Source organism: Brevundimonas sp. GW821-FHT09G01 (genome assembly GCF_059416065.1).
In genome coordinates this window covers 89226-109895 of record NZ_JBWKOL010000009.1, presented here as the reverse complement: position 1 = coordinate 109895, position 20670 = coordinate 89226, and the positions used below count along the sequence as shown (strand labels likewise).

General features: G+C 69.2%; 15 protein-coding genes and 1 tRNA gene. 9 read left to right on the top strand and 7 right to left on the bottom strand.

Translation table 11 applies throughout. The annotated features are described in order from the left end of the window. Window positions 1-625 precede the first annotated feature (625 nt). Window positions 626-701 (bottom strand) — tRNA-Lys (locus tag AC07NB_RS15655). A gap of 288 nt (window positions 702-989) precedes the next feature. Here AC07NB_RS15655 and AC07NB_RS15650 point away from each other — a divergent pair. Further along, a complete protein-coding gene (locus AC07NB_RS15650; RefSeq protein ID WP_492312651.1) occupies window positions 990-2441 on the top strand; it encodes an amino acid permease in 1452 nt (483 codons plus the stop codon). Further along, entirely contained in the window at window positions 2441-2794 is a 354-nt protein-coding gene (locus AC07NB_RS15645; RefSeq protein ID WP_291833976.1) for an Hpt domain-containing protein, read from the top strand. The genes AC07NB_RS15650 and AC07NB_RS15645 overlap by 1 nt, the downstream gene beginning before the upstream one ends. 53 nt (window positions 2795-2847) lie before the next feature. Here the strand turns inward: AC07NB_RS15645 and AC07NB_RS15640 are convergent, their stop codons facing one another. Then, window positions 2848-3120: a chorismate mutase gene (locus tag AC07NB_RS15640; RefSeq protein ID WP_291833983.1), complete on the bottom strand. Its 273-nt coding sequence runs from the start codon at window positions 3118-3120 to the stop codon at window positions 2848-2850. Window positions 3121-3199: 79 nt separating this feature from the next. After that, window positions 3200-4012: a ferredoxin--NADP reductase gene (locus AC07NB_RS15635; protein WP_291833973.1), complete on the bottom strand. Its 813-nt coding sequence runs from the start codon at window positions 4010-4012 to the stop codon at window positions 3200-3202. Window positions 4013-4290: 278 nt separating this feature from the next. Between AC07NB_RS15635 and AC07NB_RS15630 the strand changes: the two genes are divergently transcribed. The 4 genes from AC07NB_RS15630 (at window position 4291) to AC07NB_RS15615 (ending at window position 9076) form a co-directional block, all read left to right on the top strand. Next, complete coding sequence (locus AC07NB_RS15630; RefSeq protein WP_494572080.1) at window positions 4291-6438, top strand: S9 family peptidase; 2148 nt, start codon at window positions 4291-4293, stop codon at window positions 6436-6438. A gap of 142 nt (window positions 6439-6580) precedes the next feature. Then, window positions 6581-8125 (top strand): amidase, encoded by a 1545-nt coding sequence (locus tag AC07NB_RS15625; RefSeq protein ID WP_494572081.1) that lies wholly within the window; start codon window positions 6581-6583, stop codon window positions 8123-8125. A gap of 193 nt (window positions 8126-8318) precedes the next feature. Then, complete coding sequence (locus AC07NB_RS15620; protein WP_291833964.1) at window positions 8319-8804, top strand: low affinity iron permease family protein; 486 nt, start codon at window positions 8319-8321, stop codon at window positions 8802-8804. Continuing rightward, window positions 8801-9076 carry a SemiSWEET family sugar transporter gene (locus tag AC07NB_RS15615; RefSeq protein WP_494572082.1) on the top strand — a complete coding sequence of 92 codons (276 nt, stop codon included), beginning with the start codon at window positions 8801-8803 and terminating at the stop codon, window positions 9074-9076. The genes AC07NB_RS15620 and AC07NB_RS15615 overlap by 4 nt, the downstream gene beginning before the upstream one ends. Here AC07NB_RS15615 and cysC read toward each other — a convergent pair. Further along, window positions 9054-10850: an adenylyl-sulfate kinase gene (gene cysC / locus AC07NB_RS15610; RefSeq protein ID WP_494572124.1), complete on the bottom strand. Its 1797-nt coding sequence runs from the start codon at window positions 10848-10850 to the stop codon at window positions 9054-9056. The genes AC07NB_RS15615 and cysC overlap by 23 nt on opposite strands. Window positions 10851-10879: 29 nt before the next feature. Continuing rightward, on the bottom strand, window positions 10880-11782 hold the full coding sequence (gene cysD, locus AC07NB_RS15605) for a sulfate adenylyltransferase subunit CysD (protein ID WP_494572083.1): 903 nt from the start codon (window positions 11780-11782) through the stop codon (window positions 10880-10882). Window positions 11783-11875: 93 nt separating this feature from the next. Between cysD and AC07NB_RS15600 the strand changes: the two genes are divergently transcribed. Next, on the top strand, window positions 11876-12781 hold the full coding sequence (locus AC07NB_RS15600; protein WP_494572084.1) for an ROK family protein: 906 nt from the start codon (window positions 11876-11878) through the stop codon (window positions 12779-12781). Here AC07NB_RS15600 and AC07NB_RS15595 read toward each other — a convergent pair. Together AC07NB_RS15595 and AC07NB_RS15590 are read right to left on the bottom strand one after the other, a co-directional pair. Next, entirely contained in the window at window positions 12778-14115 is a 1338-nt protein-coding gene (locus AC07NB_RS15595; protein ID WP_291833951.1) for a sigma-54-dependent transcriptional regulator, read from the bottom strand. The two genes, AC07NB_RS15600 and AC07NB_RS15595, sit on opposite strands and share 4 nt — an antisense overlap. Continuing rightward, entirely contained in the window at window positions 14112-15920 is a 1809-nt protein-coding gene (locus tag AC07NB_RS15590; RefSeq protein ID WP_494572085.1) for a sensor histidine kinase, read from the bottom strand. The genes AC07NB_RS15595 and AC07NB_RS15590 overlap by 4 nt, the downstream gene beginning before the upstream one ends. A gap of 244 nt (window positions 15921-16164) precedes the next feature. On the opposite strand from AC07NB_RS15590, the gene AC07NB_RS15585 reads away from it, so the two are divergent. Then, window positions 16165-17514 carry a dicarboxylate/amino acid:cation symporter gene (locus AC07NB_RS15585; RefSeq protein ID WP_494572125.1) on the top strand — a complete coding sequence of 450 codons (1350 nt, stop codon included), beginning with the start codon at window positions 16165-16167 and terminating at the stop codon, window positions 17512-17514. 33 nt (window positions 17515-17547) lie between these two features. Continuing rightward, the gene (locus AC07NB_RS15580; RefSeq protein ID WP_494572086.1) at window positions 17548-20640 is read left to right on the top strand and encodes a TonB-dependent receptor plug domain-containing protein; all 3093 of its coding nucleotides are present in this window, start codon (window positions 17548-17550) and stop codon (window positions 20638-20640) included. The last annotated feature ends 30 nt before the right edge of the window (window positions 20641-20670 follow it).

Here is a 20670-nt window from a genome sequence, read left to right as displayed (position 1 = left end):
GGCGTCGGGGGCGACGCATCCCGGCCGAGGCGGGGTCAGGGGGTTCGAGGGCGCCGTCCTTCGTCCCCGACGCCGACGCTGTCGAGATAGGCGATCAGATCTGCGACCTCAGCAGCTTCAGAACCGGGCGTGATCTTCGCTTTTTGGTTTGGCGGCGTGGACCTGACTCTTGGGCTCTCCGGTCGAGGTCTGCAGGCCGAGATCGGCCCACGCTTCCAGATCGTGCACGGCGTAAATTACCCGCCCTCCAATCTTTCTGTAGGTTGGTCCTGTTCCGTACGTTCGGTGCTTTTCCAAGGTCCGCCCCGAGAGACCTAGAAAATGGCCGGCTTCCGGCGTTCGCAGAAAACGGGACTGCACGGGGAAGTCAGTTGAGTTTGCCATACGCGCAGCCGCCTGATGCCTGTGATTCGGTAGCGAGGGGCAGAAAGTTGAGCGCTGCCGCGGCTAGTGGCCATCCGCCAGCTCACGGTCGCAAATCTACGGCCAACGCAGCGAGGAGCAATCAACCACGAGGACCGAATATACCGTCCTAATCGCCGTCCTAATCACCGTCCTAGTCGGATAAGCAGAATCCGTACGCGGGGATGACTTTGGTTAAGTTTTTGATTTTACTGGGAAACGATGGTGGGTGATGTAGGGTTCGAACCTACGACCCGCTGATTAAGAGTCAGCTGCTCTACCAACTGAGCTAATCACCCGAACTCATCGTCTGCGCACTGACGGGCGGCCGGGACCGGCGTCAGCGAGGGGCGGGACATAGCGGCGGCGTCCCCGGATGGCAAGCGGCTTTTGGGTGTCCGTTTCGGTTTGTCGCAGGCGGGGCCGGACCATTCTGCTTCCAGCCGGAACAGTCTGAATGCGGAAAATGGCCCCGGATCACGCCGGAGCCATGCCGGGGCCGGGTTGGATGGTGTCCAAGGCGACCGATTTTGCTCTAGGGTCGTCGCGGAATCAGCCGCCGGGGAGCGGTGAGGGGAGACGCGACCATGGCCTTCTGGAATCGCCGCCGTTCGATCGACACGATGCTGGCGCCGCACGACGGCCCGGCGCTGAAGAAGACGCTGGGCTGGCCGCACCTGATGGCGCTGGGCGTCGGGGCCATCGTCGGCACCGGCATCCTGACCCTGATCGGCGTGGGCGCCGGCCTGGCCGGTCCGGCGGTGATGGTCAGCTTCGCCCTGGCGGGGCTGGTCTGCGCCTGCGCGGCGCTGGCCTATGCCGAGCTGTCGACCATGATGCCCGCGGCGGGCAGCGCCTACACCTATTCCTACGCCGTCCTGGGCGAGGCCGTCGCCTGGATCGTGGGCTGGAGCCTGATCCTGGAATATTCGCTGGTGGTGTCGGCCGTGGCGGTCGGCTGGGCCGGCTACGCCACGCCCTTCCTGCACGGCCTGGGCATCGACCTGCCGACGGCGCTGACGGCCGGGCCGCACGCGGGCGGGATCATCAACCTGCCGGCGGTGTTCATCATCGCCGTGGTCACCGGCCTGCTGCTGCTGGGCACGCGCGAGAGCGCCACGGTCAACGTCATCCTGGTGCTGGTGAAGATCGCCGCCCTGGCGGTGTTCGTGGCCATCGCCCTGCCGAAGTTCGACGCGGCCCACTTCACTCCCTTCATGCCCAACGGCTTCGGCGCGCCGCAGATTCCGTTCTGGGAGCAGATCACCGGCCAGCCCGCGGTCGCCCAGACCGGGGTGATGGCGGCGGCGGCGATCATCTTCTTCGCCTTCTACGGCTTCGACGCCATCTCGACGGCGGCCGAGGAGACCAAACGGCCCGAGCGCGACCTGTCGATCGGCATCGTCGGCTCGATGCTGGTGTGCACGGCCCTGTACCTGCTGGTCGCGGCGGCCGCGATCGGGGCGCGACCGGTGTCGGAGTTCGCCTCCAGCACCGAGCCGCTGTCGCTGATCCTGCGTGAACTGGGTTCGAACTGGGCGGCGCAGCTGGTGGCCGGGGCCGCGGTGATCGCCCTGCCGACGGTGCTGCTGGCCTTCCTGTTCGGCCAGAGCCGGATCTTCCTGGGCATGGCCCGCGACGGCCTGCTGCCGCGCAGCCTGGCCAAGGTGTCGAGCCGGGGCGTGCCGGCGGTGGTCACCGTCTTCACCGCCATCGTGGTGGCCATCCTGGCCGGTCTGCTGCCGCTGGACGAGCTGGCCTCGCTGGCCAACGCCGGGACCCTGTGCGCCTTCGCCGCCGTGGGCGTGAGCCTGATCGTGCTGCGCCTGCGCGAGCCGGGCCGCAAGCGGGTGTTCAAGGCCCCGCTCTGGTGGCTGGTCGGCGCGATCACGGTGATCGGCTGCCTGCTGTTCTTCTTCAGCCTGAAGCCCTTCACCCAGACGGCCTTCTTCATCTGGAACGGCGTGGGCCTGGTCATCTACCTGGTGTGGTCGTCGCGGAACTCGCGGCTGGCCAAGGGCGAGGAGACGGCGGCCTGATGGCGCGCCGGGACCTGTCCGGGGCGGTCGACTTCGACGTGCTGGAGCGGATGACCGGCGGCGAGGATTCCATCACCGACGAGGTGCTGGGCCTGTTCGGCCAGCAGGCGACGATGTGGTCGCCGATGCTGGATGTACGGGAAGAGGGCTGGCGCGACGCCGTGCACACGATCCGCGGCGCGGCGGCGGGCATAGGCGCGGACACCCTGGCGCAGGCCTGTCAGGCGGCGGAGGCGGCGGACAGGGCGTCCGCGCCGCCGCTGCTGGACCGGGTGCGGGATCAGCTGGAGATCGCCCTGGGCGACGTGGCGGCCTATCGGCACGAGCTGATGCTGAGAAGTTTGAGGGGCTGAAAGACCCCCTCCACCGCTTCGCTGTTCCCCTCCCACAAGAGGGGGAAGGAACACTAGCCCCGCGTCTTGTCCCAGACGCTGAATTCGTGGGCGATGCAGCGGTCGACGAGGGTGCGCCAGACGGGCTCGGCGATGTCCGGCGACAGTCCGGCGGCGCCCGCCGCGGCGAGGACCTTTGCGACCACGTCCTCGATACGGGCGTCGTCATGGACGACGTCGCGGCTCGGCTTGATGCGGGCGGCGGCGTTCATGTAGCGCTGGCGCTCGGCCAGGAGGGTGACGAGGGCGCGGTCCAGGGCGTCGACGCCGTGGCGGACCTCGGCCATCGACAGGCAGGCCTCGGGGGCGACGCGGGCGTCGATGCCCAGAACCTCGGGCGCGACCACGGTCCGGGTGTCTTTCAGGTCAACCGACAAAGGCGCGCTCCAGAACATAGTCGCCGGGCTCGGCGTTCGAGCCCTCCTTGAGGCCGTAGGTTTCCAGCAGTTCGCCGGTCTCCTTGATCATGGCCATCGAGCCGCACAGCATGACGCGGTCCGTATTGGGAGAGAAGCCGATGGGCAGGCCCAGGTCGGCGAAGACGTCGCCGGACTTGATCCGGTCGGTGATCCGTCCCGGGGTCTCGAACCGCTCGCGGGTGACGGTGGGGTAGTAGGTCAGCTGGGCCTTGGCCTCGTCGCCGACCAGCGGATCCTCGTGGATGCCGTGGGTGAAGAAGTCGCGGTAGGCGAGGTCGGCGACGTTGCGCACCGTGTGGCAGACGATGACCTGGCCGAAGCGGCTGTAGGTGTCCGGATCGCGGGCGACCGAGAGCCAGGGGGCCAGGCCCGTGCCGGTGCCGATCAGCCAGAGGCGCTCGCCGCCGGTCAGGGCGTCCAGCACCAGGGTGCCGGTCGGCTTCTTGCCCATTAGGACGGTGTCGCCGACCTGGATCTTCTGCAGACGCGAGGTCAGGGGGCCGTCGGGGACCTTGATGGAGAAGAACTCCAGCTCCTCGTCCCAGTGCGGGCTGGCGATGGAATAGGCGCGCAGCACCGGCTTGCCGCCGTCTTCGCCGGGCAGGCCGATCATCACGAACTCGCCCGAGCGGAAACGGAAGTCCTCGGGACGGGCGATGCGGAAGCTGAACAGCTGGTCGGTCCAATGATGGACGGACAGGACCTCGAGTTCGTGGAAGGGCGAGGCCTTGGCGGGGGGAGGGGCGACGGCGTCGGTCATTGCGGCGCTTCTTAGGGGGTGCGGGCGGCAGGGGGAAGGGATCGGGTGTCGCGGCGACGGCATTTGGCAGGACGGCCGTTGGAAGGCGTGGGGGGTGACGGCGGAGGATTCCGCCTCTAGCGTCCCGGCAACTCAAAAAACCTTCGTGCGGCGTTCATGCGAAACATCCTGCTGGCCTCCACCCTGTTCGTGGCGACGTTGTCGCCGTTTACCGCCGCGATGGCGCAACAAACTGCGGCCCCGCGACCGCCGACAGCGCGATCCTGACGCCGGAGCGGGTGTTCGCGAACCCGTCGCTGTCCGGCCCCGTGGCCAAGGGCGTCAGCCTGTCGCCGGACGGGGAACTGGTGGCCTTCCTGCGCTCGCGCCCCGACGACGTGGAGGTGCAGGACCTGTGGGCCGCGCCGACGGGCCCGGGCGAGCCGTTCAAGCTGATCGACGCGCGGGCGCTGGTTCCCGACGCGGGCGAACTGTCCGAGGCCGAGAAGGCGCGCCGCGAGCGGATGCGGATCAGCGCGCGCGGCGTGGTCGAGTATTCCTGGGACGAGCAGGGCCGCTACATCCTGGCGCCGCTGGAGGGCGACATCTTCTTGGCCGCGCGGGAAGGGGGGCAGGTACGCCGCCTGACCGAGACCGAGGCCGACGAGATCGACGCCAAGGTCTCGCCCAAGGGCAATTTCGTCTCGTTCGTGCGGGACCAGGACCTGGTGGTCTACGACCTGGCCACGAACACCGAGACGGCGGTCACCAGCGACGGCGACGGGCTGAAGACCTGGGCCACGGCGGAGTTCATCGCCCAGGAGGAGCTGGACCGCGACACCGGCTACTGGTGGAGCCCGGACGAGCGGTTCATCGCCCTGCAGCACACCGACGAGTCGACCGTCGACATCATCCCGCGCCTGGACATCACCGGCGGCGGCGCTTCGACGGTGGAGCAGCGCTATCCGCGCGCGGGCCGTCCGAACGCGGTGGTCGAGCTGTACGTCCACGACCGCCAGAGCGGTCAGCGGATCAAGGTCGATCTGGGCGCGGACAATGACATCTACCTGGCGCGGGTGAACTGGTCGGCGGACGGCCGGACCCTTTATGTGCAGCGACTGTCGCGGAACCAGAAGACCCTGGACCTGCTGAGCGTCGATCCGGCCACGGGCGCCTCGCGTGTGATCGTCAGCCAGCGGTCGGACGCCTGGGTCCCGCTGAACCACGACTTTAAGGCGCTGGATAACGGCGACTTCCTGTGGTCGTCGGAAGAGACCGGTTGGAAGCACCTGTATCTGTACAACCGCGACGGCCGCCGCCTGCGCGCGATCACCCAGGGCCAGTATCCGATCAAGAGCCTGGCAGGGGTCGACCAGCGCACCGGCGATGTCTTCTTCACCGCCTCGATGCGCGACGGGCGTGAGCAGCCGATCGAGCAGCAACTGTTCCGGGCTTCGCTGCGCCGGACCATGACGCCGGTGGCGGTGACCTCCGCCGGCGGCTGGTGGAGCGCGTCGATGAACAAGACGGGCACCGCCTTCGTCGGCAACTACACCGACCTGAACACGCCGATGCAGTCGGCCCTGTACCGGGCCGACGGCACGCGCATCCGCTGGATCGAGGAGAACCGTCTGCAGCCGGGTCACCCGGCCTATCCGTTCGCCTCGCGCCGGGGTGAAGTGACCTTCGGCACGCTGGAAAGCCATGGCGAGACCCTGGTCTGGCAGATGACCACGCCGCCCGGCTTCGACCGGACGAAGACCTATCCGGTGGTCATGCAGGTGTACGGCGGACCGTCGGGCGGCGGGGTCAAGCGCGGCTGGCAGTCGGCCACCAATCAACTGTTGACTGAGGCTGGATACATCGTCTTCCGCCTCGACAACCGCGGAGAGGGCGACCGCTCGGCGGCGTTCAAACAGGCGCTGTATCTGCGCATGGGTCAGCCTGAGATCGAGGATCAGGTTCTGGCGGCTGACTATCTGAGATCGTTGCCTTTTGTGGATGACGACCGCATCGCCATGATGGGCTGGTCCTACGGCGGCTTCATGACCCTGATGGCGGCGACCGAGCCGAAGATGGGACTGGCCGGCGCGCTGGCCGGGGCTCCGCCGACCGAGTGGGGCCTCTACGACACCGCCTATACCGAGCGCTACATGTCGACGCCGCAGGCCAACGTCGAAGGCTACGCCGCTTCGGACGTCATTCCGCGCCTGCCGAACCTGACTGGTCGGCTGCTGCTGATGCACGGCATGGCCGACGACAACGTCATCCTGGAAAACTCGACGCGGGTGATCAACGCCCTGCAGCAGAACAGCCAGCCGTTCGAGCTGATGCTGTATCCGGGGCAGCGTCACGGGGTGCGCGGCAACGAGCGTCAGCTGCAGCAGTGGCGGACCTATCTGGACTTCCTGGACCGGACGATCGGGTCGCGGTCGCATACGCAATAGCCAGAACTCCGCTCATCCCGGCGAAAGCCGGAACCCAGTTCTTTTGTTGAGACGCCGTTGGGGGAATGGATCGATGACGACGCGAAGCGACGGGCGGCCATCGCCCAAAGCACTGGGTTCCGGCTTTCGCCGGGATGAGCGGATGTTGACGGGGGCGGGGGCCGCCGCGGCGCTGCTGATGCTGACGGCGGGCGGGGCGGAGGCGCAGACAGCCCCCGAAGTCCATGTGACGCGCGAGCCGGTGATCAGCATCCCCCTGCGGCCGCCGCTGACGGCGGAGAACGTCATGGCCCAGTACCAGGCCTACGACCGGCGCGCGGGAAGCATGATCCGCTGGAGCGCGCCCGAGGTTCTGGCGCCGATGCTGCCAGGCGCCGTCATGGTGGCCACGCCCGACGCGCCGCTGACCGAAATCAGCGGTCGCAGACTGGTCCTGAAGGACAATATCGAGACGGCGGACATGCCGACGACGGCGGGCTCGCTGGCTCTGGCGGACAATGCGCCGGGGCGGGACGCGCCGATCGTCACCCGGCTGCGGGCCGCGCGGGTTATTCTGCTGGGCAAGGCCAACCTGTCCGAGTGGGCCAACATCCGCTCGAACAATTCGATCAGCGGCTGGAGCGCGATCGGCGGTCAGACCCGCAATCCCTATGACCTGGAGCGGACCCCGTGCGGGTCGTCTTCCGGAAGCGCGGTGGCCGTCGCCACCGGTCTGGCCGAATTGGCGATCGGGACCGAGACGGACGGGTCGATCACCTGTCCGGCCTCGGTGAACGGGGTGGTGGGATTCAAGCCGACGGTGGGGCTGGTGAGCCGGACCCACATCGTGCCGATCAGCCATTCGCAGGACACCGCCGGGCCGATCACGACGACGGTCGAGGACGCGGCGCGGGTGCTGACGGTGATCGCGGGCAGCGACCCGCTGGACGCCGCGACGGCCGAGGCGGATGCGCGCAAGACCGACTACGCCCGGGCGCTGGATGCGCGGTCGCTGAGCGGCGCGCGGATCGGGGTGATGCGCTTCCTGCTGCCCTCCTATTCGGAGCAGACGCGGGCCGAATTCGAGCGGTCCCTGCAGGTGATGCGCGACGCTGGGGCGGTGATCGTCGACATCACCGAGCCGCCCGCCGACTGGCGCAATATCGGGACCTGGGAGCTGCAGGTGCTGATGAGCGAGCTGAAGGTCGACCTGAACGCCTATCTGGCCTCGACCGACCCGGCGCAGGTGAAGACGCGGACCCTGGCGGACCTGATCGCCTTCAACACGGCGGAGCCGCGCGAGACGGTGCTGTTCGGGCAGGAGCTGTTCCTGCGCGCCGAGGCGACGACCGGGCTGGAGGATCCGGTCTATGTCAACGCGCGGGCCAGCTCGCTGCGGGCGGCGGGACCCGAGGGGATCGACAAGATGATGGCGGACAACGCCGTGGTCGCCCTGATCGCGCCGACGACCTCCCGCGCCTGGACCAACGACCGCGAGGACGAGGACAACATGCAGGGCTCGGCCAGCCGGCTGGCGGCGGTGGCGGGCTATCCGCACCTGACCGTGCCGATGGGCTTCGACCGGGGCATGCCGGTCGGGATCAGCTTCATGGCCGGGAAGTGGGAGGACGCGAAGGTCCTGTCGCTGGGCTATGCGTTCGAGCAACTGACCCACGCGCGGCGGGCGCCACAGGCGCCGAGGGACTGAGGTCCGGCGGCGGCGCGTGGGAAGTGATTAGTGGTTAGTGATTAGTGGGTGGCCGCCGCGCCACCCGTGCGAGGAAGGCCGCCAGACGTGAAGCTGCGATCCACTAATCACTAACCACTAGTCACTTCCCTGCACCCTGTCGGATCGGCTCGCCACCCACGCAACCTTCACCATTTCCCGGGGTTGAGCAGCCATGGAAAAGCTGTTCGTCAAATTCGCCACCCTGACGGCGAAGGTCGCCGGCAAGCCGTGGACCTTCATCGCCTGCTGCGGGATCGTGCTGGTGTGGGCGGCGACGGGGCCGATCTTCAAGTTCAACGAGACCTGGCAGCTGGTGATCAACACCGGCACGACCATCATCACCTTCCTGATGGTGTTCCTGATCCAGAACACCCAGAACCGTGACGGGGCGGCCATGCAGGCCAAGCTGGACGAGCTGGTGTTCGCGGTGAAGCAGGCGGACTCGCGCTTCATCGGCATCGAGCATCTGACCGAGCGGGAGCTGGACGCCATCCTGATGGAGGTCGAGGCGCGGGGCATCGCGGTGCATCAGGGCAAGCCCGCCGCGCCGATCAAGGGGCGGCGCGGGCGGCGGATCGACGATGTCGAAGCCGCCCAGCCGGACAAGGCTACGCCGCCGAAAGAGCGCAAGACGCCGACGCGGCGCAAGGCGTCGTGAGCGACCTGATCGCCAATGCTGTCGGCACGGCGGCGGCGCTGTGCTCGATCACCAGTTTCGCGCCCCAGATGCTCAAGATCTGGAAGGAGCGTGACGCCTCGGCGGTGTCGCTGAAGACCTATTCCCTGACAGTGACGTGTTTCGTGCTTTGGACCATCTACGGCGTCATGACCTCGGCCTGGCCGGTGGCGGTGGCGAACGCCTGCGCGCTGGTGATGGCGGCGGGCGTGCTGGCGATGAAGTGGCGCTTCAGCCGGGGCGCTGGGTCCTGAGGACCAGCTCCATGACCAGATCAGCGGCCTGATCGGGCGAGCAGGCGGTGGTGTCGATCCGCAGGTCCGGGGCCGGGGGCGGCTCATACGGACTGTCGACGCCGGTGAAATTGGCCAGCTGGCCCGCCCGCGCCCGGGCGTAGAGGCCCTTCACGTCGCGCGCCTCGGCGACCGTCAGCGGGAGGTCGATGTGGATCTCCAGGAACTCGCCGGGTTCCATGAGGGCGCGGGCCATTTCGCGCTCGGCCCGGAAGGGCGAGATGAAGGCGACCAGGACAATCAGGCCGGCGTCGGTCATCAGCCGGGCCACCTCGGCCACGCGGCGGATGTTCTCGACCCGGTCGGCGTCGGTGAAACCGAGGTCGCGGTTCAGGCCGCCGCGCACATTGTCGCCGTCCAGAAGGGCGGAGTGGAAGCCCCGTTCCAGCAGGCGCTGCTCGACCCGGTCGGCGATGGTCGACTTGCCCGCGCCGGACAGGCCGGTGAACCAGAGGACGAGCGGCGTCTGGCCCTTGAGCGCGGCGCGGTCGGCGCGGCTGATGGACAGGGGTTGGGGCCGGATGTTGGTCGCCCGGCGCAGGGCGAAGCGGATCATGCCCGCCCCCGCCGTGGCCGCAGTCATGCGATCGATCAGGATGAAGCCGCCCAGCTCCCGGCTGGCGGCGTAAGGCTCGAAAGGCACGGCCGCATCGAGCGACAGGGTGACGAGGCCGATCTCGTTAAGGCCCAGGGTGCGGGCGGCCAGGGCCTCGCCGCTGTCGGGATCGACACGATGCCGGATCTCCATGACCCGGGCCGGAACGGTCGCGGTTCCGATCTTCAGGTCATGGGTGCGGCCGGGCAGCAGCGGCTGATCCGACATCCAGACCAGATGGGCCTCGAACTGGTCGGCGACGGCGGGCGGGGCGTCGGGCGAGATCAGCCAGTCGCCGCGCGACACCTCGATGGGACGATCCAGCGTCAGGCTGACCGACTGTCCCGCGCGGGCGGTCGCGGCGTCGGGGCCGTTGATGGAGGCCACGGCGGCCTCCGCGCCGGACGGCAGGACGCGCAGGGGATCGCCGGGCCGGATCGCGCCGCCCGCGACCCGGCCCGCGAAGGCGCGGGCCTCGCCGTCGCGCAGGACGATCTGGACCGGCAGGCGGAAGGGGCCGTCGGTCGGGCTCGGCGCGGGGGTCTGGGCCAGCCATTGCGATAGGGTCGGGCCGTCATGCCACGCCATGGCGGGGATCCGGCGGGTGACGCCCGCGCCGGTCAGGGCGCTGATGGGGATGGGGGTCACGTCGTCGAGGCCCAAGTCCGCGGCGAAGGCGCGGTAGTCGGCGGCGACCTCCTCGAAGACCTCCTGCGACCAGCCGGCGAGGTCCATCTTGTTGACCGTCAGCAGCAGGCGGCGGACGCCCATGAGGGCGAGGATGCGGGTGTGGCGCCGTGTCTGGGTCAGGACGCCCTTGCGCGCATCGATCAGCACCACGGCCGCGTCGGCGGTGGAGGCGGCGGTGGCCATGTTGCGGGTGTACTGATCATGCCCCGGCGCATCGGCGAGAATGAAGCGGCGCTCTCCCAGATCGAAGGCGCGCCAGGCCACGTCGATGGTGACGCCCTGCTCGCGCTCGGCGGCGAGGCCGTCGACCAGAAGCGACAGGTCCGGATCGGGGCCCAGGGCGGCCAGATGGTCGACGGAGACCGCCCCCGCGTCGTGCAGCAGGCGGCCGATCAGGGTCGACTTGCCGTCATCCACCGAACCGCAGGCGATCACGCGCACGGGGGACATCGGGACGGGGGACATCGGAACGGGGACCATCAGAAATAGCCCTCGCGCTTCTTGCGCTCCATGGAGGCGGCGGGGTCGTGGTCGATCGCGCGGCCATGGCGTTCGGAGGCGGTGGCGGCGGCGATCTCGGCGACCACGTCCTGAAGGGTGTCGGCCCGGCTCTCGACGGCGCTGGTCAGGGGCCAGCAGCCGAGGGTGCGGAAGCGGACGCGGCGCACGACCGGCGTCTCGCCGGGCAGGAGGCGGAGGCGCGCATCCTCGGCCAGAAGCAGGACGCCGTCGCGGTCGATCACCGGGCGGTCGGCGGCGAGGTAGAGGTCGGGCACGGCGACGCCTTCGCGCAGGACGTAGCGCCACACGTCGAGCTCGGTCCAATTGGAGAGGGGGAAGACGCGCAGCGTCTGCCCCTGGCTCAGGCGCGTGTTGTAGAGGCTCCAGAGCTCGGGCCGCTGGTCGCGCGGGTCCCAGCCGTGGGCGGCGGTGCGGACGGAGACGATGCGCTCCTTGGCGCGGCTCTTCTCCTCGTCGCGGCGGGCGCCGCCGAAGGCCGCGTCGAACCGGCCCGCGTCGAGCGCCTGTTTCAACCCCTGGGTCTTCCAGAGGTCGGTGTGGACCGCGGCTCCGTGGCTGAAGGGATTGATCCCGGCGGCCTGCGCCTCCGGATTGCGGTGAACGATCAGGGGCAGGCCGGCGGCCGCCGCGGCGGCGTCGCGGAAGGCGTACAGGGCCTCGAACTTCCACATCGTATCGACGTGGAGCAGGGGAAAGGGCGGCGGCGCGGGATGAAAGGCCTTGCGGGCCAGATGCAGCATGACCGCGGAGTCCTTGCCGCCCGAGAACAGCATGACCGGACGCTCGGTCCCCGCGACGGTCTCGCGCAGGATGTGGATGGCCTCGGCCTCCAGCCAGTCCAGAATGTCGTCCCGCCCCATGGCCTACCAGTGACGGTTGAATCACGCGGCGCCAAGCCCGCACCGGCCTGTCGGGGCATGGCGGAATGAGGCGCGACGCGGCAGGGTGCCGCCATGGACACGGGATTCGGATCGCCGCTGATCGCGGGCATCGAACTGGGCGGCACCAAATGCGTCTGCGTGCTGGCGTCGGGACCAGACGACATCCGCGACGAAGTCCGCCTGCCGACGACCACGCCGGAGGAGACGCTGGGCGCCATTCGCGCGGTGCTGGAGCGCTGGGCGGCCGGGCCGGGCTTCGCCGCCATCGGCATCGCCAGCTTCGGGCCAGTGGAGCTGGACCCGCGCGCGCCGAAATACGGGCACATCACCGAGACGACCAAGCTGGCCTGGCGCTGGGCCGACCTGAACATGCTGCACCGGGACTTCAGCGTGCCGGTCGGACTGGATACGGACGTGAACGGCGCGGCGCTGGCCGAGGGGCGGTGGGGCGCGGCGCGGGGGCTGGACAGCCACGCCTATGCGACCGTGGGCACCGGGATCGGCGTGGGGCTGGTGATCAACGGGCGGACCGTGCGCGGGCTGGGCCATCCGGAGGTCGGGCATCTGAAGGTCGGGCGGCTGCCGGGGGACGCCTGGCCGGGGGTCTGCGCCTACCACGGCGACTGCGTCGAGGGGCTGGCGTCCGGACCGGCGGTGGAGGCGCGCGCGGGGCGGCCGGGCGGAGAGCTGACGCCGGACGATCCGGCCTGGGACATGGTCGTGCACGCGCTGGGCGGGATGCTGCACAACGTGGTGCTGACGGCCTGTCCGCAGCGCATCCTGATCGGCGGCGGGGTGGCCGACGGTCAGCCGTGGCTGTTTGAACGCCTGCGCGCCTCGCTGGTCGAGAGCCTGGCGGGCTATGGCGTGGCGGGCGCCATCGCCGCCGACATCGACGCCTTCGTTCAGCCGCCGGGCCTGGGCGCGATGGCCGGGCCGATGGGGGCGGTCGCGGTGGGGCTGGATACGCTCCGCTAGCGCCGCCGGTGCTCTGACGGCTGGATGCCGTGACGGGCCATCTTGTCGTACAGGGTCTTGCGCGGGATCTTCAGGCTGTCAGTGACCCGGCGCATATCGCCGCTGTGGGCGGTCAGGGCCTCGCGGATCAGTTCGGCCTCGTAGTCCTGCACCTGTCTGGACAGGCTACGGTCGGTCTCCAGCCGTTCGGTCGGGGCGGCGATGCCGACGGCGACCTCGCTGGCGTAGTTGGACAGTTCGCGCAGATTGCCCGGCCAGTCGTGCTCCAGCAGGCGACGGCGGATGGCGTGGTCGATGGGCGGGATGTCCCGGCCCAAACGTCGCGCCGCGCGGTCCAGGAAACGGGCGAACAGCAGGGGCACGTCCTCGCGCCGCTCGCGCAGGGGCGGGATGCGCACGCGCACCACGTTGAGCCGATAGAACAGGTCTTCGCGCAGGTCGCCGCGCGCCACGGCCTCCGCCGGATCGGCCTTGGTGGCGGCGACGATGCGCAGGTCCAGCGCATGGGCCTCGCCCGCGCCCAGGGGCATGACCTCGCGCTCCTCCAGCACCCGCAGCAGCAGAAGCTGGGCGGCGCGGGGGGCCAGGTCGATCTCGTCCAGGAAGAGGCTGCCCTGGTGCGACTGCTCGATCTGGCCCTCGCGGCGGCGCAGTGCGCCGGGGAAGGCGCCCGCGGCGTGGCCGACCAGCTGGCTCTCCAGCCCGTCCTCGCGCAGGGTGGCGCAGGAGACGGCGACAAAGGGCTTCACCCGGCGACGGCCGGCGTTGTGGATGGCGCGGGCGACGGCCTCCTTGCCCGCCCCGGTCTCGCCCTCGATCAGGACATCGACCTCGGCGTCGGCGAGGCGCTGGATGGCGGCGCGCAGGGCGGTGACGGCCCGGCTCTCGCCGCTGAGCGGAATGGACCATTCGTCGTCCATGGCCAGGGTGGCGAGGCGGCGGTTGTCCAGCACCAGGGCCCGCTTCTCCAGCGCCCGGTTCAGGGTCTCCAGCAGGCGTTCGGGGGCGAAGGGCTTGGCCAGGAAGTCGTAGGCGCCGCGCTTCATCACATCGACGGCTTCGGCGATGTCGCCGTGGCCGGTCATGACGACGACGGGAAGATCGGGATCAAGCACCGCGAGGCGGTCGACCAGCTGACGCCCGTCGAGGCCCGGCATGCGCAGGTCGGTGACCACCACGCCGTCGAAACGGGCGTCCAGCGCCTTCAGCGCGGCGTCGCCGGACGCGAACTCGGAGATCGCCAGGCCGGACAGGCCCAGCCGCTCGGCCAAGGCGGCGCGGAAGGCGTCGTCATCCTCGACCAGGGCGACGCGGTTGCAGGGCTGGAAACTCATGCGGCCTTCGCCAGTACGATCTTGAAGACAGCGCCTTCGGGGGTGGGTTCGTGGATCAGTTCGCCACCGAAGCCGGCGACGATGTCGCGGCTGATGACGAGACCCAGGCCCATCCCGTCGCGCTTGTCGGTGGTGAAGGGGGTGAACAGTCGGTCCAGCACCTCGGGCGAGACGCCGGGGCCGTTGTCGGAGATGCGCACGGTGACCTTGCCCGCCCGGACGGTGACCGAGATGTCGATGACCGGGGAGGGGACGCCCTCCAGAGCTTCGATGGCGTTCTGCAGCAGGTTGAGGACGACTTGTTCGAGGCGGTTGCGCTCGGCCCGCACCTCAAGGCCGGCGGGGACGCGGCCGCGCTGGAGCGTCACCCCGCGTTCGCGCAGCCGGGCGCCGACCAGAAGCAGGGCGCCGTCGATGGCCGCCTCGACGCTGACCGGCACGGCGCCGGAGCGGGTCTTGCGCGAGAAGGCGCGCAGTTCGTCGGTGATGGCGCCGACACGCTGGGTCAGTTCGCCGATGCGGGTCAGGGCGCGGTTGGCGCCGTCCGTGTCCTGCCGCTCCAGATAGACGGACGCCGTGTCGGCATGGGTGCGGATGGCGGCGATGGGCTGGTTGATCTCATGCGCCACACCCGCCGCGATCTGGCCCAGGGTGCCCAGCTTGTTGGCCTGGATCAGTTCGTCCTGCAGGTCCTGCCGGCCCTTTTCGAGACGGCGGCGTTCCTCGATCTCGAGGTTCAACTGGTCATTGGCGGCGCGCAGCTCGGCGGTGCGGGTATCGACCTGACGCTCCAGGTCGATGCGGGCGGCGACGTCCTCGGCGGCCTTGGCGATGGCGCGCTGGCGGCGGCGCAGCAGGATGCCGGTCAGACCCGCCAGAAGGGCGACGCTGAGCAGGGCGACGACCCGCGCGACCATGATCGACCGGCTGATGGCGGCGCCGGCCGGCGACAGCAGATGCAGCCGCCAGCCGAGGTCCGGGATCGGGGCGGAGGCGCGGGCGTAGAGATCGGGCGGCACGTTGCGGGACAGGCGGATCAGGCCGGGGGCGAGCGCTTCGAAGGGCAGGGCCGACAGGTCGGCGCGCCCCGCGGTCTGGTCGACGGCCAGACGCCGGCGGCGGTCGGGCCGCAGGGCGCCGGTGGTGTGGAACCGCCAGTCGGAGACAGTGGTGATCAGCACCACGCCGTCGCCGTCGGTGACATAGGTCGGCTCGCCCGAGGCGCGCCACTCGGTCTCCAAGGCGTCGAACTCGACCTTGGCGACGATGACGCCGAGGGGGCGTCCGTCGGCGCCCGCGATGCGGCGCGAGAGGTAGAGGCCGGGACGGCCGCTGACCGTGCCCAGGGCGAAGAAGCTGGCCTGACCGTCGCGCATGGCCTCGTAGAAATAGGGCCGGAAGCGGTAGTCGGAGCCGACGAAGCTGATCGGCTGGTTCCAGTTGCTGGCGGCCAGGGCCAGGCCGCGGGCGTCCAGCACATAGATGACGGCGGCGCGGGTCTCGCGCGTCAGCCCCTCGAACTTGCGGTTCAGCCGATCGACGGCCTCGGCGTCCGGGCGGGCCAGCAGGGCCTGCAGGTCGGGATCCTGGGCCAGGACCATCGGCAGGGAGCGATGCCGCTCCAGTTCGCTGCGCAGGACGGCGGCGTGCAGGGCCGTGGCGGTGGCCGCCTGACGCAGGGCCTCGGCCCGGGCCTCTCGCCGCGCGACCTCGCCCGCGACCATGGCGACGACGACCGCGATGACCAGCCAGAAGACGGCGAAGACCCGCCACTGGCCCTGTGCGGAATCGAGAAAACGGGGCATGGAAGGACTAATGCGGGATTTCGCACATATGTCGAGACGGCGTGTGCGGAAACCCGCTCAAATCGCGTTTTTTGCAACCGCGAAATGGTCAGTAAGCTTAGGGAAGTCAATGCGGTAGACGATTCTGGCCTTTCGCTTGCGAGGCCGGACCGGGGCTCACGATAATGACCCCACGTCACCGCATCAGACGGTGAATCGAACCGGGACCGGCAAGCGGTCTCTTCGGGAGGGTCTTTTGATCCAGATTGCATCCACGCCGGAGGCAGGCGCCGCGCGCAAGCCCTGGTACCGTAGCCTGTACGTGCTCGTCCTCGCGGCCATCGTCGCCGGGGGGCTGATCGGCCATTTCTGGCCGGAACTGGGCAAAGACCTGAAGCCGCTGGGCGACGCCTTCATCAAGCTGGTGAAGATGATCATCGCCCCGGTGATCTTCCTGACGATCTCGACCGGCATCGCCGGGATGAGCGACCTGAAACGCGTCGGCCGGGTGGCCGGCAAGGCGTTCGCCTACTTCTTCGTCTTCTCGACCCTGGCCCTGATCGTGGGCCTGATCATCGCCAATGTGGTCCAGCCGGGCCGGGGACTGAATATCGATCCCGCGACGCTGAACGCCGGAGCTGTGGCCCAGTACGCCGACGCCGCGCATGAGACGACCATCGTCGGCTTCCTGACCGGGATCATCCCGACGACGCTGATCAGCGCCTTCGTCGAGGGCAACATCCTGCAGACCCTGTTCGTGTCGATCCTGTTCGGCATCTCGCTGGCTATCGTCGGCGCGCCGGCCCAGCCGGTGGTGCGGGCGCTGGAGTCGCTGAGCCAGGTGATCTTCCGCCTGGTCGCCATCCTGATGAAGGCCGCGCCGATCGGGGCCTTCGGGGCCTTCGCCTTCACCATCGGGGCCTATGGGCTGGCGTCGATCGCCAATCTGATCGCCCTGATCGCCACCTTCTACCTGACCTCGCTGGTCTTCGTGCTGGGCGTGCTCGGCCTCGTCTGCCGCGCCAACGGCTTCTCGATCTTCAAGCTGATCGGCTATCTGAAGGAAGAGCTGCTGCTGGTGCTCGGCACCTCGTCGTCCGAAGCCGCCCTGCCCAGCCTGATGCAGAAGCTGGAAGCCGCCGGCGCGCCGAAGTCGGTGGTCGGGCTGGTCGTGCCGACGGGCTATTCGTTCAATCTGGACGGCACCAACATCTACATGACGCTGGCGGCGCTGTTCATCGCCCAGGCCATGAACATCCAGCTGAGCCTGGAGCAGCAGGTGCTGCTGCTGCTGGTGGCCATGCTGAGCTCCAAGGGCGCGGCGGGCATCACCGGCGCCGGCTTCATCACCCTGGCCGCGACGCTGGCCGTGGTGCCGAGCGTGCCGGTGGCCGGAATGGCGCTGATCCTCGGCATCGACCGCTTCATGAGCGAGTGCCGGGCGCTGACCAACTTCGTGGGCAATGCGGTGGCGACCCTGGTCGTCGCCCGCTGGGAGGGCGAGCTGGACCGCGACGCGCTCCACGCCGCGCTGAAATCACAACCGAAGGCGCTCGCCGCGCCGCCGGATCCGGCCGCAGGGCCGGGGGACAAGGAAGCTCTTACAGCCGACTGAGAAACGGCTGGGGGTTAACTGGGAGGAACGGGAATGAAGTCGATGCATAGAGGCGCGCTGCTGGGCGGCGCGGCGGTTGTGGCCCTGCTCAGCGCAGGCGTCGCGGCCGCTCAGGAGGCTCCGGTCCAGACCGCACCCCAGGGGGCGCAGTCGCCGCAGGAGAGCGCCGCCGATCTGGGCGAAGTGGTCGTGGTCGGCTCGCAGATCCGCGGCGCCTCGACGACCAACGCCTTGCCGGTAGTGGTGGTCGACCGCGAGCAGATGGACGCCGTCGGGGCGGTGTCAGGCGACGATCTGATGCGTTCGATCCCGCAGATGGGCGACGTGCTGTTCGACAGCGCCAACAACCCGCAGACCTCCAACTCGGCGCGCGGCGACGTGAACTCGGTCAACCTGCGCTCGCTGGGCGTGGGCAACACCCTGGTGCTGGTGAACGGCCGCCGGATGGTGCAGCACCCGACCAGCCAGGGCACCTCGGACACCGGCACGGTGCCGGTGCTGAGCTACAACTCCAACGCCATTCCGGTGGCGGGCCTGGAGCGTGTCGAGGTGCTGCTGGACGGCGCCGCGGCCATCTACGGCGCGGACGCGGTGGCGGGCGTGGTCAACACCGTGCTGCAGGACGACTTCGACGGCCTGACGCTGCAGACCCGTTACGGGGGCGCCGAGGGCACGGGCCTGCGCGAGTTCGAGTTCAACGTCTTCGCGGGCAAGAATTTCGACCGCGGCAACCTTTCGCTGTTCCTCAACTACGCGGACCGCACCCAGCTGATGGCGGACGAGCAGGACTTCACGTCCAGCGACGACATGCGGGGCTTCTTCTCGGGCTTCGACGGCTACCAGACCTCGACCGTGCCGGACGGCCGCTCGTCGCACACGACCTGGGCCGCGCTGAGCATCGCCCCCGTGACGACGGCGACGCGTCCGCGCTCGAACGGCGTTGTCCTGACGACCGCCGCCGGGGCCTTCCACTATCAGCCGGAGAGCTTCGGCTGCGTCGGCGTGGATCTGGGCGCGACCTGCCTGGTCAGCGGGGCGGCGGCCTATAACGGCGTGAACCGCGAGATGCGCTTCGACACCCGCAAGGGCACCACGGTCCGTCCGTCGGTCGAGCGCGCCAACATCTACCTGACCGGCCACTATGACCTGACGGACAACATCACGGCCTTCGGCGAGCTGTCGTTCTATGCCGCCGAGAGCAAGGCGATCCAGCCGCCGGTGGTGAACCTGAACGGCCTGTGGATTCCGGCCACCAACTACTGGAACCCGTTCGGCCCGACGACGATCAACGGTCAGCCGAACCCGAACCGCCTGCCCAACCTGACCAACGTCCCCGCCGGCGGCCTGGCCGTGCGCCTGGGCAACTACCGCTTCGCCGACGCCGGCTTCCAGGAGGTGACGGTCAAGAACTACCAGACGCGCATCCTGGGCGGTCTGCGCGGCGAATGGCGCGGCTTCGACTGGGAAGGCGCGGTGCTGTACTCCGAGGCCGAGGCCGAGGACATCTCGCCCAACATCAACATGACCAAGCTGCAGCAGCAGCTCGCCCTGTCCACGCCGGACGCCTACAATCCGTTCAACGGCGGCTGCGTGGATACGCCCAGCTACAACGACTGTACGCCCTCGTCGCAGGCGGCGATCGACGCCATCGTCTTCGACATGCGCCGCCTGTCGCGCACGACCCTGGCGCTGGCCGACTTCAAGATGTCGCGCAACGACCTGTTCCAGCTGCCCGGCGGTCCGGTCGGCGTGGCGGCGGGCGTCGAGCTTCGTCGCGAGACCCAGAGCGACGACCGCGACGAGAACCTGGACGGCACCAACACCTTCGTCGACATGGTGACCGGCGAGACCAATCTGTCGAACGTGTCGGCGGTCAGCCCCAACCCGGACACCAAGGGCGACCGCACCGTGTCGGGCGCCTTCGTCGAGTTCGCCATTCCGGTGGTCTCGCCCGAGATGAACATCCCGCTGGTGCAGAGCGTCGACGTGCAGCTGGCGGGTCGGGTCGAGCACTATTCGGACTTCGGTTCGGTCGCCAAACCGAAGATCGCCGTCGCCTGGGACGTGGTCGACGGCCTGCGCCTCCGCGGTTCGTACTCGGAAGGCTTCCGCGCCCCGAACCTGGAGCAGGTGAACGCCACCCAGTACGCCCGTCTGGCCAGCGCCCCGGACTTCATCCGCTGCGAGGCGGACATCCGCAAGGGTACGATCGCCAACATGACCCAGTGCACCCGCACCGCCAGCGTTTCGCTGCAGATCGCGGGCAATCCGGACCTGCAGCCGGAAGAGAGCACCAACTGGTCCTACGGCCTGGTGTTCCAGCCGACCTTCCTTCCGGAAGTGCTGGGCGACTTCACCTTCACGGTCGACCGCTGGAAGATCGAGCAGGAGCAGATCGTCGGCCTGCTGGGCGCCCAGACGGCCCTGGCGCTGGAGTATCTGAACCGAGTGCAGGGCCAGACCAATCCGAACGTGGTGCGCTCGGCGCCGAACCAGGACGACATCGACCTGTTCGCCGGCACCGGCCTGACCGCGGTCGGCACGGCCCAGACCATCAGCGACCGGTTCATCAACCTGCTGCCGCAGACGGTGGAAGGCATGGACTTCGGCTTCTCGTGGGCCAAGCGCCGCACCGAGTGGGGCACTTTCATCTTCCGCGCCAATGCCCAGCAGCTGCTGACCTTCTCGCGGGCGCCGGGTCCGATCGTGGACTCGCTGTACGCGGCCCGCGCGGCCGGGACCATCAACGCCCTGACCCCGCTGCCGGATTCCAGCCAGCTGATCGCCCAGAACGGCCGTCCGGAATGGAAGATCAACGCCAGCTTCACCTGGCGGCACGGCCCGTGGCGGGTCGGGGCCTCGACCCAGTATGTGAGCGAGGTCTTCCAGACGAGCCTGCTGAGCGCGACGGGCACGCCGTGGAAGGTGTCGGACCAGACGGTCTTCAACCTGTACGGCCAGTACACGTTCGAGGACCAGTTCGGCGCCGCCGCCGGGACGGAGTTCCGCGTCGGCGTGCGGGACCTGACCGACGAGGGACCGTCGCTGGCCGACGGCGGCTATCTGGGCTCGGTCCAGCGCCCCTACGGCCGTTACCTGTACGTCGACATTTCCAAGACGTTCTGAGACTGAACTGAACCGGCGCGGATCCAACGG

Excerpts from the sequence above, each read along its gene's own strand:
- AC07NB_RS15650 (WP_492312651.1), top strand. The coding sequence starts at position 990 with ATGGCCTTCTGGAATCGCCGCCGTTCGATCGACACGATGCTGGCGCCG.
- AC07NB_RS15645 (WP_291833976.1), top strand. The coding sequence starts at position 2,441 with ATGGCGCGCCGGGACCTGTCCGGGGCGGTCGACTTCGACGTGCTGGAG.
- AC07NB_RS15640 (WP_291833983.1), bottom strand. The coding sequence starts at position 3,120 with ATGGCCGAGGTCCGCCACGGCGTCGACGCCCTGGACCGCGCCCTCGTC.
- AC07NB_RS15635 (WP_291833973.1), bottom strand. The coding sequence starts at position 4,012 with ATGACCGACGCCGTCGCCCCTCCCCCCGCCAAGGCCTCGCCCTTCCAC.
- AC07NB_RS15625 (WP_494572081.1), top strand. The coding sequence starts at position 6,581 with ATGTTGACGGGGGCGGGGGCCGCCGCGGCGCTGCTGATGCTGACGGCG.
- AC07NB_RS15620 (WP_291833964.1), top strand. The coding sequence starts at position 8,319 with ATGGAAAAGCTGTTCGTCAAATTCGCCACCCTGACGGCGAAGGTCGCC.
- cysC (WP_494572124.1), bottom strand. The coding sequence starts at position 10,850 with ATGTCCCCCGTGCGCGTGATCGCCTGCGGTTCGGTGGATGACGGCAAG.
- cysD (WP_494572083.1), bottom strand. The coding sequence starts at position 11,782 with ATGGGGCGGGACGACATTCTGGACTGGCTGGAGGCCGAGGCCATCCAC.
- AC07NB_RS15600 (WP_494572084.1), top strand. The coding sequence starts at position 11,876 with ATGGACACGGGATTCGGATCGCCGCTGATCGCGGGCATCGAACTGGGC.
- AC07NB_RS15595 (WP_291833951.1), bottom strand. The coding sequence starts at position 14,115 with ATGAGTTTCCAGCCCTGCAACCGCGTCGCCCTGGTCGAGGATGACGAC.
- AC07NB_RS15590 (WP_494572085.1), bottom strand. The coding sequence starts at position 15,920 with ATGCCCCGTTTTCTCGATTCCGCACAGGGCCAGTGGCGGGTCTTCGCC.
- AC07NB_RS15580 (WP_494572086.1), top strand. The coding sequence starts at position 17,548 with ATGAAGTCGATGCATAGAGGCGCGCTGCTGGGCGGCGCGGCGGTTGTG.